Raw genomic sequence first — 16,032 nt, forward strand, 5'->3', positions numbered from 1 at the left:
GGTCATACTAATTATACCATTTTGGGGGTTTTTTTTATGCGAATTCTGTTAAATTGAGGCTAGATTATACAGATTTTCACTTCTTCTGAGATTTTGGGCTAGAATGGTGACTTTTTCACTGGTCTCGAACCGTCCCCGTGTATCTATTCCCCGTGTATCTATTCCAAAATTAATTTAGGGGGTCCTACGAACAAAAAGCGGGTTTACAACGCTAAGCCCATTTTCTTAACGGTACCCCTTTATGCAGTTTTAATTTATTCCTATTCATCAGATTTTTGAAATCTTATTCTATCCTTATTTGTTGGAATCCCATTATTTACTTTTTCCCATATGCCATTTTTAAATATTTCGTATTGTTCAAAAGCAAAAAGCAATCCTTTTGCAGTAGCTATGTTACTACTATCCATAAGTTGAATATGCAAATGCGGAGCAAAGGAGTTACCTGAATGACCAACTCTACCAATAACTTCACCTTTTTTTACACGCTGACCAACTGAAACCTGAATTGACCCTGTTTGAAGATGGACTAATCCAGCATATACATTGTCGGCACATTCTATAATGATGTAGTTGCCAGCAACTGATTGTATGTCGTCTTTTTTCGGGTCGAAATAATGAGCATTTTTATAAGCGTTAGACATATCTGAAAGCAATTTTGTTCTTGCTCGTTCTTTATAACCATCCTCTGCTTGGACAATGATTCCGTCACAAGGAGCAAATACTTCTTGCCCCCAACAATAATATTCATTTAAGGGAACCCCAAAAAGTAGATATTGTGCCAAACTAGTGCGATAGGCGGGCCAGCCCTTTCTTTCCCAATCCACTTGAATAAAGTCATAAGCATATCTTGATCCTAATTGGTTTGTGCCGTGACTCGGAATTTTTGCCCCTGGCGTGTTAGGAGAGTACCATTCTCCTCTCAAAGGAAACTCTACAATTATCGGCGCACGCACGTCAATCATCTCATATCCCTCCTCCGTCGATTCTTTACCTACATTATTGAAAATGACTAGTCTTACAAGGGCAAGTCCCAGTACGATACTGATCCGTGCAGGCATACGTTTTTTTCCCAATCCCTTATTTATTGCTTGACGTGTAGAATACTTTTCTAAGTTCAACAAAATATCCATCGAGTTTTTCAACAATGAGTTCATAGTTCAAAGCAGGAGATTCTGAATTTCTAATAGCATCTAATATTTCATTGGTAAATCCAATATTAGACCAAAATATAAACTGCTTGCACTTTTCTATATCCAGCTCCTTTCTAAACTTAGCTTCATCTATTTCATCAAATAATTTAGGATAACAGCTTGAATGTTCTTTGCGTGATCTATTTTCGAGTTCCTCATTAATTTCTTTGGAATTAGTAGTTCGTGAAAGTTTATTAAACTCTAAAATCCAAGGGTACTTTTCCGATAATTTAATTTGCAAAAGATATGATTGACGCAATCTGTCAAAAATATCTTTTTCATCATAATTCATCAATTCAAAATATTCCTTTTTAATTAGGTCAGAGAAGTAATCATACACTACAAGAAATAGCTCCTGCTTGTTACTTACATAGTGGAACATAAGGGCTTTAGAAATTCCGGCTTCTTTTGCTATTACATTAGTTGAAGCGTTTTCATACTCCTGTGAAGAAAATTCCTTTAACGCTGCATTTAGAATTGCGTTCCTTCTTTTAGAGTCTAAATCTAATAATTTTGTCAATATCAGTCACTCCTTAATAAGAAACAAGATTAACCTACTAGGTCAATTTCATTATAGGATTATTTACCTGAAAGGTCAACAAATATGTTAGTTAAACAAGAATTAAACAACTATAAAGTGCCTTATTACAATAAAATGTAGTAAGATGCTTATGTTTTTTATAATAGTTAACTTGTGAAGCCATTGCGGCAGTCGGATCAATTAAATCACCTACCAAACCCCAAAAGTAAATTCTTTTAAAAAACTTTCCGCCTTTTTGCCCCCTAATGCTAACTCCTTTCGATTGTATAAGTGAAGGGAGGGAAACGTTATGGAAAAACGAACAATGTCTGTTGAAGATGTAGCGATCTATCTGGGACTACATAAAGACACAATTTATGATCTTGTAAAAGGAAAAAAGATTCCCCATATCAAAATTGGCGGCAGAATCTTTTTCTTGGTAGATGTACTAGAGAAATGGATGATGGAAAGAATGCAAGAATGGTGAATTGCTAAATTTGAAAGGAAAACTTTCTAGCAGTAATTTGCCTTTTTGGCATTGCCTGGTAAACGCGGGGACGGTTCTCCCGTTTCACTTAGTTTTGTGTAAAACTAAAATATCTATTTCTGTTGCTTTATTTGCAACACAAGAACCGTCCCCGTGTATCAATCTAAAGGAGATATGTAAAAATGACTACACTTAATTTTCACAAGGACAAAAACTTTTTTATGGATTGGATGGTGCTAAATCACATAACCACAGGAGAAATTGTGCTCTGGCACACGCTGATGAATATCGGAAATAGACTCGGACAAAGGAGTATTTTCAATGCACCTACTTCTACACTAATGAGATTTACTGGTCTATCCAAACAGAGTGTCATCAATGCAAGAAAGAAGCTGCTGGAACGTGGGTTTATCCGTTATGAAAAGGGAGGTCAAAATAAAGCGCCAATTTACGAAATGATCCCATTACATCAAGCGATCGGGCATTATTCTTCTTTTACGAATACCGAGAAGTTGACGCCACACTTGACGAAAGACTTGACCCAGGAGTTGACCCCAACTTTGACTCCAACTTCGACCCCAAACTTGCCCATACATAAAGTTAAAAATACAAAAGAAAAGAGTAGTAGTAGGGGAGAAAAGCGCGAAGTGAATTCACTTTTTAAGAGCTATGAAGAAAATATGAATAAGCTAACCCCAATGATTGAAGATGAATTACAGACGTGGACAAAGGTGTTCGATGAAGAAATTGTAGTAGAAGCAATTCGGGAAAGTGTGAAAAAGGGAGGAAGAACCTTCAGCTATCTAGAGAAAATCCTGCAGAATTGGAAGCAGGCTGGACTCGCGACGTTGGCAGAAGTAGAGACCTTTGAACTTGAAAAAGAATTGGAAAAGAACAAGAAACTCATTCCTTTTCGCAAGCAAACAACAAATGAAGAATCCCAGGAAGATTTGTTTACTGAACTTTTAAAGGAGGACTTTTAAATGAAAAAAGAAGAAGCATTAGAAGTATTACGGACTATTAATGAAATGTATCCACGATTCAATCTGACGAAGCGCAAAGCCAAGGTGTTAGTGCCTAACCTAATGCAAATGGATTATCAAGGGGTTATGAAAAATCTATCTGCATACATCATGGAACATCCTTATCCACCAATGCTTAGTGAGATTGCGGCTTACTTGGACGTGGAAGATTCACATCTGGAAGAAATGGAGAAATGGCAAGAAGAGGCTAAGAAAGTGTCTCCAAAAGTAAAAGAGCAGTTTCAAGAACAATTTGAGCAACTCATTAAAGCAAAAGGGAGGTAAAGAGAAATGGATACATATCATGCAGAGACAAGCATATTAGGCGCCATTTTATTGGAAGGCCCGCTTTTTAAAGAACTAAAAATTGATGAAAAATACTTTAATTATGAAGAACACCGGAAGATTTTCTTAGCGATGAAGCAGGCGAGCAATGAGGAAAGAATGATTGATGTGGTCATTGTCACGATGACTTTGGGTGATAAAATCTCGGGAATTGGTGGTGTTGCCTACCTGACAAAGCTTGTTGAATCTGTTCCAAGCACTGCAGCTTTCAAGCATTATGAACAAATTCTTATCGAAGCATACCAGCTTCATCAAGCAAAAAATGCAGTAAACCAATTCTTACAGGATTCTTCTACAAAATCCTTGGATCGTTTGTTGCAGGATATAACGGTATGTAGAGATACAAGCATTTCAAAAGAGGAAAAAAGTGCGTATGATAATCTGCTCGAAATTAGTAAAGAGTTAATGAAAGCAGAGCCAGAGACGTCGGGATACTTAACTTCACTTTCTACTTTTGACCAGATGACTGGAGGCTTGCAGCAGGGAGATTTGATTATCCTTGCTGCAAGACCCTCTGTAGGGAAAACAGCATTTGCCCTTAACTTAGCAGCTGGCCATTGTAAGCATGGAGGGACATCCCTCATCTTTAGCTTAGAGATGGGGACAAAGCAACTGCTGAAACGATTGATTTCTGCAGAAGGGGAAATCAATGCAAGTAAATGGCGTAATATCCATCATCGTTTTACAACAGAAGATTATGAGAGAGCGATGCGAGCAATCGGAGAAATGACCAATTGGAACGTAGAAATTTTTGATACAAAACACAGCCTTGCCGAAATTCGTGCTGGAATTAGGAAACAAATACACGAACATCCAAAAGAAAATCAACTTGTGATCATCGACTATCTCCAGTTAATTGCACCTGCTGTCACTCGACGTGACCGACGGGATCTGGAAATTGGTGAGATCACAAGGGAACTTAAACTGCTCGCTCTAGAGCTGAAAATCCCAATCGTCCTGCTTTCCCAACTGTCACGCGGAGTGGACGCAAGGCAGGATAAACGACCGCTGATGTCTGACTTACGGGAGTCGGGAAATATCGAGCAGGATGCAGATGTAATTTCCTTCCTGTATCGCGGGGACTATTACGATAAAAGGAGTATGCAGAAGAATGAGATGGAGGTCATTATAGCGAAGCAGCGGAATGGACCGACGGGGACGGTGAGGATGGAATTTATGAAGGAGTATGGGGTTGTGAGGGAGAGTGTGGGGGTTTGTGAGGTGGTAGGATGATGGCAAGTGAAATGGCGTTGGGCTCCTTGTTGCAGTCAGTTTTGCAACGAGGGGCATTTTTTACATAAATGTTGAGGTAACTATTCGAAGTCTTGGTACTATTGAATAAAAAGTGATTTCTGAGGACTCTTCACATGTTTAACTAGGTACACATATAGTGTGATAAACATATGTGAGGGATGTGAATGAAGTGGGGGATAAGCTTAGGAGTCTGCAAACAGATACGCCAGAGAAGGGATTCGAATTGGCTGTCAAACTTGCGCAAAAAGGGGTAGAGATAACACAGCCTTCTGAAAAAATAAGAAAAAAATTGCGACCGAAATACTCAACCAATGCAGATAGCTTAATCGCAGTATCTCAAGTAATCGCAATCCATTATCAAACGGTGGCTGCTGCGAATAACTACTGGAAGACGAGAATCAATTACTAGTATTGGAAAAGCTACCTGTAGAATTAAACAGGGTCAGTCCCTTGGTACACTAAAGTGATAGAGGAATGGGGGACTGGCACCATATTCCAGGGAACAAGCAAGAAGTCTGATAGTGCTAATGCCGAAAAAAGTGGTGATGCTTCGAATAATAGCTTACATAGAGAAAGAGAGTTACTTTCGGATTCCATGGACAAAGCACCTGGATTAATTCCAGTTAGAACGATAACTTATGGCGACGAATCTGTAGATATCCCTTATTTTCTTAGAGATGCTTTTCTACTGCCACAACGATTTGAAGAATCAGAGCGCTTCTTAGTACGAATGGGCGGAGAAGAACAGGCGAGACTAATGAGCGAATTGCCAAGTAGATTGGATGGATTTCATAAAAGAGTAACTCGCTATTATGAATCACATTCACAAACATTTTTTAACGAATTAAAACAGTTTATTACTGAGGAAGTCAGAAGAAGGAAATTAATTCAAGATCGCCCTGGCGAATTGTTTTTATTCTATGAATCAAGTGAAATTGTAGTAACAGAAGATTTAGGGAAAATCCAGATTAATAAAGAAAACTTTACAGGTATGCCTGGACTAATTGATCAACTGAATGAAGATGGCATAGAAAAAGTGAGTGATTTACCAAAAGAGTTGCTGGTTATTGGTAAATATAAAGGAGTTGGAAAAGGAAGAGTGGAGAGTTTCTTTCAGCAGTTGAAAACTATACAACGGTTAATGATGGCTAAGCTTGTTTAGGACCTTATAATACATATAAGAAATTCGCATTTAAACCTTGTTAAAAAGGTAGTTATTAAGCATGTCTAAAGGAATGGTTGATAATGAATAATCTTGTATTGTTAGGTGCCAGACACCTAACAATGACACGGTGATAGGCTTCACTTCATTAAAAGTGAAGCTAGGTATTACATGATATCTATTTTTTTGAATTGAATTGAGTTGAATTATAATTAACATACACGAAGAGGTTAATTCAAAGGATTTACAATAAATTTAAAGTAGTTTCTAAAGGTTCGGATGTTAGTAATCAATTACTAATTAAATATTATTCAAGTATTAAATTGACAATCAACTTTTGATGTTGTATATTTGAATCATAATCGCCAAACATTAAAAGTTAGTAATTAAATACTAACAGAAAAGGAGAGCGGGAAGTATGGAATTAGATAAACATATTTGGAACTTAGCAGAGAACTTAAGAGGTGGAATTCCGGACTCGGATTATGCTGAATTATTTTCATTAGGAGGATTACTTTCATATCTCAGTATAGATTCTAGATATGAAGAAATTGTAAATATACAAAAATTATTGAGAGCAGAAGCAAATGCACATAATGAATTGATGCAAATACTTCAAAAGATCGAAAACCAAATTCCTTATTTTAAAGATGTTTTTAACGAAATGAACGTAGTTAAACAGCTAGGATCTACCCAAATCACAAGGTTTTTTTATGAAATAAACTCTATTAATTTTGATGATACAGAAAAAGTAAGTGAGTGGTTGGATCAAGCATTAAAATTAATTGCTGCAGAAAGTGGTAAATATGGAGGGGAATCAGCTACTCCTGACTCCATAAATAAACTAGCAATGGCTATTCTAAACCCAATGGAAGGTTCCCTGTATGATGGAGTTGCTGGGTATGGTGGCGGTTTATTGGAAGCACAACGAAATGCATGGAAGCAAAGCAAATCCTTAAAATTATATGGACAAGAAATTAATCCAAGTACATGGGCGATTTCGAAAATCAGACTATTCATATCTGGCGATGAGGAAAATCAGCTTCTCAAAGGAGACGTATTAAATCATCCAGGATTTGTAGAAAAAAACGAATTGAAAAAATTTGATTTTGTTTATATGGACGCACCATTTTCAATGAAAATCAATAACTATGACAGCTTGGTCAATGATCAATATAATCGTTTTTTTTATGGTATGCCCTCACGTTCTAACGGTGATTATGCGTTTCTCTCGCATGCGCTTGCTTCTTTAAATGAAGATGGAAAGGCTGTTGTAGTGACAACTGTAGGTGCTTTATTTAGAGGAGGAGCAGAGGGGAAAATTAGAAACAACATTATTATGTCGGACATGATAGAAGCTGTTATTTCTTTACCATCTGGGCTTTACAACACAACAGGTATTCCAGTGAATCTGATTGTATTTAATAAAAATAAAAGTGAATCAAGAAAAAATAAAATATTATTTATTCAAGCAAGTGAGCTGTTTACTGAGAAAGGTCGTACGAAAAGGGTTCTATCTGATAAAGTAATCCAAAAGATAACGGATACTTTTCAAAATGGAAAAGAAATCAGTGAGTTTAGTACATTTGTTCATTACTCTGATCTAGTCGATGGTAACCTCAATGTAAATAGATATGTGTTTCAAAATGAAGTAGAAGTAGAAGGATTCGGCTCGGTGAGTTTTAATATGGAAACATTGGAAAACGTGCATACGATTCCCTTAAAAGATATAGCTACTCTGTTTAGAGGATTCAATGTTGGGTCAAAAAACAAAGAAAACTCCGACGGGAAATTTAGAATTGTAAGATTGTCTGATGTGCAAAACGGAAAAATAATGATGAACACCCTTTCGCGTTACCATATCGAAAACAACGCAAAGATTAACATGTATGAGTTACAAGAAGACGATGTTATCTTATCAATAAGAGGGAATTCCTTAAAGGCAGCGGTTGTACCAGAAGATGATGAGGATCTGTTACTGTCCCAAAACTTTATAGGTATACGGTGTAACAACAGGCTGAATCCTGATTACCTGAAAGTCTATTTAGAAAGCCCACTTGGACAATATTTATTGACCAACAAGATGTCGGGTACGGCAATTCCTACATTGAGTAAAAAAGATATTGAGACATTAGAAATTCCACTTCCATCAATCGAAGAACAAAAACATATGATGGAACTGTATAAAGCAAAAGAAGTGTATGTGGAAAAAGAAACAGTACGATTGGAAGAAGAATTGATGGAAATGAAAATCCAGACATATATGAAAATGGGAATCAAAGATGTATTTAGTCTAAAACAGTAAGTGAAAAGTGTGCTATATCGTATGCCATCATGTTCACTAAATAGTTCGTGATGGTATACATAGCAATCAAAATTAGGGGGAACTCAATATGGAAATGATGTATTGGAAGGCAGTGATTAGATATGGACATGTAGGACGTAGAAATGATGTAAGCGTAGCTAGACACTTAATGTTTCCTAAAGGGACACAAATTTATGAAGTAATCAAAGAAATACATTCAATGCCGGGAACAAAAAATAATTGTATTCAATCTGTGTATGAAGTTACAGAAGAGGAATTTCTACAGGGAATGGAAGGGGAGAAAGATAATTTCTTCTTGCAAAACTTGTTTAATTTAGGTGCTTAAGATGAGGGAAAGTTCTATTATATTTTATTAAATTAAAATGGTGTCTGGCACCAGCAACAAAATAGTATGGTTTATCCTTTTTCGGTGTACCTAACACCATAGCAAATAGCAGAGATAAAAATGTTCTTATCACGACAACGTGATATCATATTATGTACCGGAATTAATGTTAGGGAGAGATTCAATGGGAGTTAATTATAGTTAGCTTTTTAAGTTGTTAGAAGAACGAAATTTGATGACCGTTGACTTGCAAATGAAAGCAAACCTCTCTGGAAATATTACGACACGGATGAGACGTAATGAATATATTACATTAGAAAGTATCGACAAAATTTGTCGAACACTATGCCGTCATGTTAACGATATTTTAGACTTTGAATTAGAATCTATTTACAAATAGGGAGGAAAAGAATTGATTACATCAGATGATATTAAAAGAAGATTATGGGATGGTGCGAATGATCTTAGAGGGTCAATGGATGCCAGTCGTTATAAAGATTATATGTTAGGGTTAATGTTCTATAAATTCCTTAGTGATAAAACACTTGAAACATTTAAAACAACGAGCGGTGTAAAAGGAAAAGAGGAAGATGTTGTTCAAGCGTATGAAGAGGCGTATGAAAACTACGGAGACAATCTCACGCAAATGATTCAAAATGTCCTTGGCTATTATGTTTTACCGAAACACCTATACCAGACCTGGTTAAAAGATATTCGTGAAGGCGCATTTGAATTGGAGAAGGTAACCGAGAGCTTGCAAAGCTTTGAACGTACTGTAGCTACAACTGGAGATATCGATGATTTTAAAGGACTATTCGCTAGCTCTACGATTGATTTAACAGACACTGCTTTAGGTAGTAACTTGAACGCTCGAAGTAAGAATATTCGTAAACTAATTGAATTATTTGCTGATTTAAATATGGTTACCCTTCAAAAAGGCGATGTATTAGGAGATGCTTACGAATATTTAATCGGACAGTTTGCGATGGAATCAGGAAAGAAAGCAGGTGAGTTCTATACCCCACGACAAGTAAGTGAAGTCATGGCACAAATTGTTGCCAAAACGACAGATATAAACTCGATTTATGACCCTACGGTTGGCTCGGGTTCCTTGCTTTTAACCGTTAGTCGTCATTTAACAGAAGATAACCGCAAAGATCTCCATTACTATGGACAAGAAAAAAATACAGCTACATATAACCTAACTCGAATGAATTTATTATTACACGGTGTTCGACCGGAAAAAATGACGGTGAACAATGGCGATACATTAGGCCAAGATTGGCCTGAAGATCCTGAACGCCCAAATGAAGGTGTTCAGTTTGATGCGGTCGTGATGAACCCACCTTACTCACTTAAAAATTGGAATCAGGAAGAATTAAAAGTAACTGACCCACGTTTTGAGGTTGCTGGGGTTTTACCACCAGATTCTAAAGGCGATTATGCCTTTTTATTACATGGTTTATTCCATTTAGGTCAAGAAGGTACGATGGCAATTGTACTTCCACATGGTGTGTTATTCCGCGGTGGTGCTGAAGGGGAAATCCGTAAACGATTATTAGATAAAAATTATATTGATACAGTCATTGGGTTGCCAGATAAATTGTTTACAAATACAGGCATTCCTGTAACTGTGATGATTCTGAAAAAGAACCGAGAGTTAAATGATCCTGTACTCATGATTGATGCATCTAAATCCTTTGTAAAAGAGGGAAAGCAACACGTTTTACAAGAGAAAGATATCGCTAAAATTGTTGACACATATATCGAGCGCACAAGTGAACCAGGATATAGCTATCAAGTAACGAAAAAAGACATCAAAGAAAATGAATATAACTTAAATATTCCACGCTATATTGATGTAGTAGAAGAAGATATCGCTCATGACGTTGATGGACATTTATATGGTGGCATCCCATTAAGTCAAATAAAAAAACTAACTGTGTTACACGATATGACGAAAGATGTTTTATATGATGCCCTTACCGAGGTACGTCCAGGCTATGTGGAAGTAACACAAGACGTTCAAGAATTGACAGAAAAAGTGTTATCACATGAAAACGTCCAAAATCAAATTAAAGCACTAACAGAAGTAACGAAAGTCTATATGGCTACCTATTGGGAAAAACTAAAAGCAGTGCCTGATGTGAATGCGATTGAACCGTTAAAAGAAGAAATGTTAACGGAAATGAAACAGTTATTAAAACAATTTAATCACGTTAGTACGTATGCTGGTTATCAAATTATTGCAGAGTTATGGGGAAATACACTTTCCGAAGATACAGAGAAAATTGTGATTAGTGAATTCTACACAGTCGGAAAAACACGTGAAGCGAATATGGTTACAAAAGGTTCTGGTAAAACGAAACGTACAGAACAAGATGGCTGGTTAGGCGCAATTGTTCCAAACGAACTCATTTTAAAGGAGCTCTATACAGAAGAATTAAATGATGTAGAAACTAAAAAAGATGCTTTAGCAGGCCTAAATGATGAAATAAATGAACTCGTTGAAGCAGCAAAAGTAGAAGAAAGTGAAGAAGCGGAAGCATTAGGTGATGCATTAAATGCTAGAGAAGACGACTTTACTTTATCAGCCGTAAGAGCAGAAATAAAGAAAGTTGTGAAAGATACGGATGAATATGCTTTATTAGACAAGGTTAGAAAACTATTGGATGAAAGATCATCTTTAAACAAAGCAATTAGAGAAAAAGACAAAGCATTAACTGAACAAGTCGAAGAAAGAATTGCAAACTTAACCCGTGAAGAAATCGATCAACTTATGTATAAAAAGTGGTTTGGTCAATTAATAGGAGACATCACAAAACTTGTAGAAGTACCTCTAAAAAATGAAATTGATACTTTGAAAGAATTAAAGGAAAGATATGCTGATACATTAGAAACCATTGAAGAAGAAAGTAAATCACTAGAAGCACAATTTGAAGCAATGCTGCAAGAACTGGTGGTGACAGAATGATGGGAGAGAAGAAGTTAGTACCGAAGAGAAGGTTTGCTAATAGTACTTCAAATAAATCAAATGTTTGGAGAGCTGTTGACTTAGGAAGTATAGCTAATATAACAAAGTTAGCAGGCTTTGAATTTACGAAGTATGTAACATATTCAAATGAAGGTAAAATCATAGCATTACGTGGTTTAAATGTTAAGGATAACAAAATAATATTAGATGATGTTAAGTATATTGATAAAAGTGATTTTTCAAAATTAAGTCGTAGTAAACTATTTAAAGATGATTTATTGTTTACTTATGTTGGTACAATTGGTGAAATGGCGATAATACCTATAAATGATAAGTATTATTTGGCACCAAATGTCGCACGAATTAGACTTGAAGAACAACATGATGCAAACTATTTAGCACAACTAATAGGGAGTAATATATTTTATAAGAGAACTATTTATCCACTAATTGCTACATCATCCCAACCAGCATTAAGTATGGAAAACATCAGAAAATTTGAAGTGACTGTACCTGCATATAAAGAACAACAAAAAATCGGGGAGTTTTTTAAGATTTTAGATGAAAGAATTGCCAATCAAGAACGAAAGATTGCTAAAGTAAAGGCATTAAAGTCTGCTTATTTAACTGATATGTTCCCACAAGAAGGAGAAACCATACCGAAAAGAAGATTTAAAGAGTTCAATGGTGAATGGGAAAATAAAACATTGGGCGAAATATTAGATGTTAATTCTGGTAGAGATTATAAGCATTTACAAAAAGGTAATATACCTGTTTATGGCACTGGTGGTTACATGCTATCAGTAAATGATAAATTATCAGAAGTTGACGGTATTGGTATTGGGCGAAAAGGAACAATAGATAATCCCCAGTATTTAAAATCTCCATTTTGGACTGTAGATACTTTATTCTATATGACTCCCAGATATAAGGAGGATTTATATTTTTTGTTTTCTAAAAGTAAAACAATAAAGTGGCGAGAAATGGATGAATCGTCAGGTGTTCCTAGTTTATCAAAGAATACAATAGAAGAAATTAGTTTAGCTATACCATCTTATATTGAACAACAAAAAATTGGCACATTCTTCAAAAACTTAGATGACCAAATTACAACTGAAGAAAAAAAGCTAGAAAAGCTAAAGAAAACGAAAGAGGCTTATTTAGAAGAGATGTTTGTATAGGGGAGGAGGTACATACATGAGTAATGGACGTAAGAATGCGGCAGAGAAAGCTTTTCAAGATAAATTCGTGAATAAATTACAACAATATAAATGGAATGCACCAGATTTTCTTGACGGGAACAAACAAAAAGTAACTGTACAAGATTTAGTCAATCATTGGCGCAAGGAACTGAATCGTATGAATGCGGATGTCTTGGAAACTGTTCCTTTAACAGACAATGAATTTGCGCAAGTAATGAACAAAGTATCTCGAATTGATAATAGTTATGAAGCTGCAAAGATATTAGCAATGGAACAATCGACAGGGAAAATTGATGGCATTTATCGAGATTCTCATCCAGACGTTACACGTGAACAAATTACATTGACAATCTTTAAAAAAGCACAAGTGCGCGGTGGAGATTCGAGCTATAAAATCGCCAGAGAAGTAGAATCACCGAACGGAAATCGCTTTGATATTGTTTTACTCATTAATGGTCTTCCGCTGATTAACATTGAACAAAAGCGTACAGATAAGACGCTCGAAGAAGCATATAATCAGTTTAAACGTTATTATGCAGACGGTGAGTATGTGAATAATTTCATGGCATTTTCCCAAATGATGGTGATGACGTCAGAAATAGCTACTCGTTACTTTGCTACACCAAAGTCGATTCAAGCATTTAATCCAAGTTTTGTTTTTCATTGGGCAAACAAGGATAATCAAGCCATTAATCATTGGGAAGAGGTGATTGGCCACTTCCTAATGATTCCGATGGCACATCAAATGGTTGGTGATTATTTAGTTATTGATGAAGCAAAAGAAGAGGAAAATCGGAAGCATATGTTACTCCGCTCTTATCAAGTACATGCATTGCAAGCTGTCGAAGGTGCGGCACTTGGGTGGGACAATGAAGATAAAGTTCCTCATGGTGGCTTTGTTTGGCATACAACAGGTTCAGGGAAAACGATCACGAGTTTTAAAACAGCTTTATTTTTATCAACGCGAGCAGGCTTTGATAACGTTGTATTCTTAGTAGATAGAAGGGAACTCGACAGTCGTACAAGCGATAATTTTAAATCATATGCACAATATGAGTCAGTAACCGTTGATGATACAGCGCACACCTATCAATTACGTAAACTGTTATCAGCTGCTAGTACAGGTATTGTTGTCACGACAACGTTTAAATTAAATAATCTTGTGAAAGATTTAGTCGAAGCAAAGGATGAAAGTTTAGCAAATAAAAAAATTGTTTTTATCATTGACGAAGCACACCGAACGACAATGGGCGACATGATGGTAACGATTAGAAATTACTTCCGGAAGAATGGTCTATTTTATGGATTTACTGGAACGCCTTTATTTGACGAGAATAATATTACAGGAATGATTAATGAAAAAAGTGAACTCATCGATACGACGGAAAAGCTTTTTGGACCAGAGTTGCATACTTATACGATCGATGAAGCAATTGCAGATAAAAACGTATTAGGCTTTCATGTTGACTATATAAATACTGGTGAATTTGAGAGTTATGATACATTGCGAGAGCAAATTGTTGAATATAAACTAGCTGAACAACCGGATGCACCGAAAAGAAAGCTAGAACGACAAGTATATGAACTTTCTGAGTTAGAAGTAGAAAAGGAAGCAAAAAAACGTAAAATACTATTTTATCATGATGAGACCCATATCCCGAGAGTGGTAGAGGAGATATTAAACAACTGGGAATACCAATCACAGCAGAAGTTATTCAATGCAATTTTAACGGTTAAATTTAAACATCGTGTCATCGCTTACTATGAAGAGTTTAAAAAACAATTAGCTGAACGAGATGATATTGCCATTAACGTAGCAATGACATTTAGTTTTGGAACAGATGCAGATACAGAACCTACCGACCCAGAACTAATTAAAACAATGTTTAAAGATTATGCTGTTTTCACTGGTATTGAATATGCATATGGTGATAAACGGCGCGGGGAAGACGCATATTATGAAGATGTCGTAGAACGAGCAACACGTGGTGGAAGTGGTCGGAATCCGAAGAATATTGACCTTGTCATTGTTGCGGATCAGCTTCTAACAGGCTATGACTCTAAATTTATTAACACGTTATATGTGGACCGTTCTCTTGCCTTACAGGGATTAATTCAAGCATATTCACGGACGAACCGCATTTATGGCAAAGAGAAGGAATTCGGTTCGATTGTTAACTTTCAATACCCAAGAACTACAGAACAAACAGTAAATGATGCCTTGATTTTATATGGTAGTGGTGGGAAGAGTAGTAAAGCAATTGTAGAGCCTTATCCTATAGCGGTTGATGAATTCGTTAAATCCTCACAAGATGTGATCGAAATATTACAAGATCCTACTGCATGGCAAGCATTAGAAAAAGACGAAGAGGCGAAAGAAAACTTTGTTAAAGCTTTTAAAATGGCAAACGGTCAGTTAAATACGATTCAACAATATTATGAATTTGCTTGGGTAGACGAAGCGTTTGGTATAACAGAGCATGAGTGGATGCGTTATGTCGGTGCATATCGTAACGTAACAAGAGACGATAATCCGGACGATGATCCAGAAGACTTACCAGTATTACCTTTAGGCGAAGCAAAGCTAGCAGGCACACAAAAAATTGATGCATATTATATTATTCAATTAATCGGAGATAAAGCCACTTCAACTGATGGGAAACAAACAGTTGATGGAGAAACATTACGGATTGTTTACCAACATATTGAAGAATTAAGTAATCTGGGTGATTTTGAACAAGCGGAACTATTGAAGCAATTTGTTGAAAAGGAATTAAAACCTGGAAATGTATCGAGTGACGTGAACTTTGATGAAGCATATGAAGAATGGAAACGAAGCAAGCTACGCAAAGAAATTTATCAGATTTCGGCGAAGTGGGGCATCGATGAAGTCATCTTTGAAAAATCAGTAGAATCCTATTCCATTGCTAACCCAAAGGAAATTCCTTATATTGATGACATCACGAGAACAGTAAACTACGATTCCATTAAACATCAGAAGACCAGCAATCAATTAGAGCATAATATGGAACTATTGAAAGTATTACCAGAGATTGTGCCGAAGTTGAAGAGAAAGTTTAAGTAATTTATAAAGATAAGATCTATACCGTACCTTTTACATGTCTAATTCATGGTAAAAGATAAGCATCCTATCGCTGATCATGTTCAAGGGTGGTTATTTCTTATCGGGAAAGGACAGAATCGCTACAATCAGTACTGTCATAT

The 16,032-nt window shown here is 36.1% G+C and carries 14 protein-coding genes; 12 read left to right on the top strand and 2 right to left on the bottom strand.

Features of this window, described 5'->3' with window-relative positions; genetic code table 11:
• Positions 1-260: 260 nt before the first annotated feature.
• Together CIL05_RS20115 and CIL05_RS20120 are read right to left on the bottom strand one after the other, a co-directional pair.
• Complete coding sequence (locus CIL05_RS20115; protein WP_095657329.1) at positions 261-962, bottom strand: M23 family metallopeptidase; 702 nt, start codon at positions 960-962, stop codon at positions 261-263.
• Between the two features lie 115 nt (positions 963-1,077).
• Positions 1,078-1,710: a TetR/AcrR family transcriptional regulator gene (locus tag CIL05_RS20120; protein WP_206207817.1), complete on the bottom strand. Its 633-nt coding sequence runs from the start codon at positions 1,708-1,710 to the stop codon at positions 1,078-1,080.
• A gap of 310 nt (positions 1,711-2,020) precedes the next feature.
• Here CIL05_RS20120 and CIL05_RS20125 point away from each other — a divergent pair, with 310 nt between their 5' ends.
• From CIL05_RS20125 to CIL05_RS20180, 12 genes are all read left to right on the top strand, one after another.
• On the top strand, positions 2,021-2,197 hold the full coding sequence (locus CIL05_RS20125) for a helix-turn-helix domain-containing protein (RefSeq protein ID WP_095657331.1): 177 nt from the start codon (positions 2,021-2,023) through the stop codon (positions 2,195-2,197).
• Positions 2,198-2,379: 182 nt separating this feature from the next.
• The gene (locus CIL05_RS20130; RefSeq protein WP_095657332.1) at positions 2,380-3,180 is read left to right on the top strand and encodes a DnaD domain protein; all 801 of its coding nucleotides are present in this window, start codon (positions 2,380-2,382) and stop codon (positions 3,178-3,180) included.
• The gene (locus CIL05_RS20135) at positions 3,181-3,504 is read left to right on the top strand and encodes a replicative helicase loader/inhibitor (RefSeq protein ID WP_095657333.1); all 324 of its coding nucleotides are present in this window, start codon (positions 3,181-3,183) and stop codon (positions 3,502-3,504) included.
• Between the two features lie 6 nt (positions 3,505-3,510).
• A complete protein-coding gene (locus CIL05_RS20140; protein WP_095657334.1) occupies positions 3,511-4,797 on the top strand; it encodes a replicative DNA helicase in 1,287 nt (428 codons plus the stop codon).
• Between the two features lie 190 nt (positions 4,798-4,987).
• On the top strand, positions 4,988-5,227 hold the full coding sequence (locus tag CIL05_RS20145) for a hexameric tyrosine-coordinated heme protein (protein WP_095657335.1): 240 nt from the start codon (positions 4,988-4,990) through the stop codon (positions 5,225-5,227).
• 54 nt (positions 5,228-5,281) lie between these two features.
• Positions 5,282-5,980, top strand: coding sequence for a hypothetical protein (locus CIL05_RS20150; protein ID WP_095657336.1), 699 nt, complete (start codon positions 5,282-5,284; stop codon positions 5,978-5,980).
• Between the two features lie 418 nt (positions 5,981-6,398).
• Positions 6,399-8,285, top strand: coding sequence for an N-6 DNA methylase (locus CIL05_RS20155; RefSeq protein WP_095657337.1), 1,887 nt, complete (start codon positions 6,399-6,401; stop codon positions 8,283-8,285).
• An 88-nt stretch (positions 8,286-8,373) separates the two neighbouring features.
• The gene (locus tag CIL05_RS20160) at positions 8,374-8,631 is read left to right on the top strand and encodes a hypothetical protein (RefSeq protein WP_095657338.1); all 258 of its coding nucleotides are present in this window, start codon (positions 8,374-8,376) and stop codon (positions 8,629-8,631) included.
• Between the two features lie 214 nt (positions 8,632-8,845).
• Positions 8,846-9,031, top strand: coding sequence for a helix-turn-helix domain-containing protein (locus tag CIL05_RS20165; RefSeq protein ID WP_276245359.1), 186 nt, complete (start codon positions 8,846-8,848; stop codon positions 9,029-9,031).
• 12 nt (positions 9,032-9,043) lie between these two features.
• The gene (locus CIL05_RS20170) at positions 9,044-11,605 is read left to right on the top strand and encodes a type I restriction-modification system subunit M (RefSeq protein ID WP_095657339.1); all 2,562 of its coding nucleotides are present in this window, start codon (positions 9,044-9,046) and stop codon (positions 11,603-11,605) included.
• A complete protein-coding gene (locus tag CIL05_RS20175) occupies positions 11,602-12,786 on the top strand; it encodes a restriction endonuclease subunit S (protein ID WP_095657340.1) in 1,185 nt (394 codons plus the stop codon). Before CIL05_RS20170 ends, CIL05_RS20175 begins: the two co-directional genes overlap by 4 nt.
• Positions 12,787-12,802: 16 nt before the next feature.
• Positions 12,803-15,892: a type I restriction endonuclease subunit R gene (locus CIL05_RS20180; protein WP_095657341.1), complete on the top strand. Its 3,090-nt coding sequence runs from the start codon at positions 12,803-12,805 to the stop codon at positions 15,890-15,892.
• Positions 15,893-16,032: the final 140 nt, after the last annotated feature.

Origin of the sequence: Virgibacillus profundi, assembly GCF_002287375.1 — a bacterium.
GTDB classification, from domain to species: Bacteria; Bacillota; Bacilli; order Bacillales; family Amphibacillaceae; genus Virgibacillus_K; species Virgibacillus_K profundi.

Coding starts and splice junctions, on each gene's coding strand:
- CIL05_RS20115 (WP_095657329.1), bottom strand. CDS start 962: ATGATTGACGTGCGTGCGCCGATAATTGTAGAGTTTCCTTTGAGAGGA.
- CIL05_RS20155 (WP_095657337.1), top strand. CDS start 6,399: ATGGAATTAGATAAACATATTTGGAACTTAGCAGAGAACTTAAGAGGT.
- CIL05_RS20175 (WP_095657340.1), top strand. CDS start 11,602: ATGATGGGAGAGAAGAAGTTAGTACCGAAGAGAAGGTTTGCTAATAGT.
- CIL05_RS20160 (WP_095657338.1), top strand. CDS start 8,374: ATGGAAATGATGTATTGGAAGGCAGTGATTAGATATGGACATGTAGGA.
- CIL05_RS20140 (WP_095657334.1), top strand. CDS start 3,511: ATGGATACATATCATGCAGAGACAAGCATATTAGGCGCCATTTTATTG.
- CIL05_RS20130 (WP_095657332.1), top strand. CDS start 2,380: ATGACTACACTTAATTTTCACAAGGACAAAAACTTTTTTATGGATTGG.
- CIL05_RS20180 (WP_095657341.1), top strand. CDS start 12,803: ATGAGTAATGGACGTAAGAATGCGGCAGAGAAAGCTTTTCAAGATAAA.
- CIL05_RS20135 (WP_095657333.1), top strand. CDS start 3,181: ATGAAAAAAGAAGAAGCATTAGAAGTATTACGGACTATTAATGAAATG.
- CIL05_RS20125 (WP_095657331.1), top strand. CDS start 2,021: ATGGAAAAACGAACAATGTCTGTTGAAGATGTAGCGATCTATCTGGGA.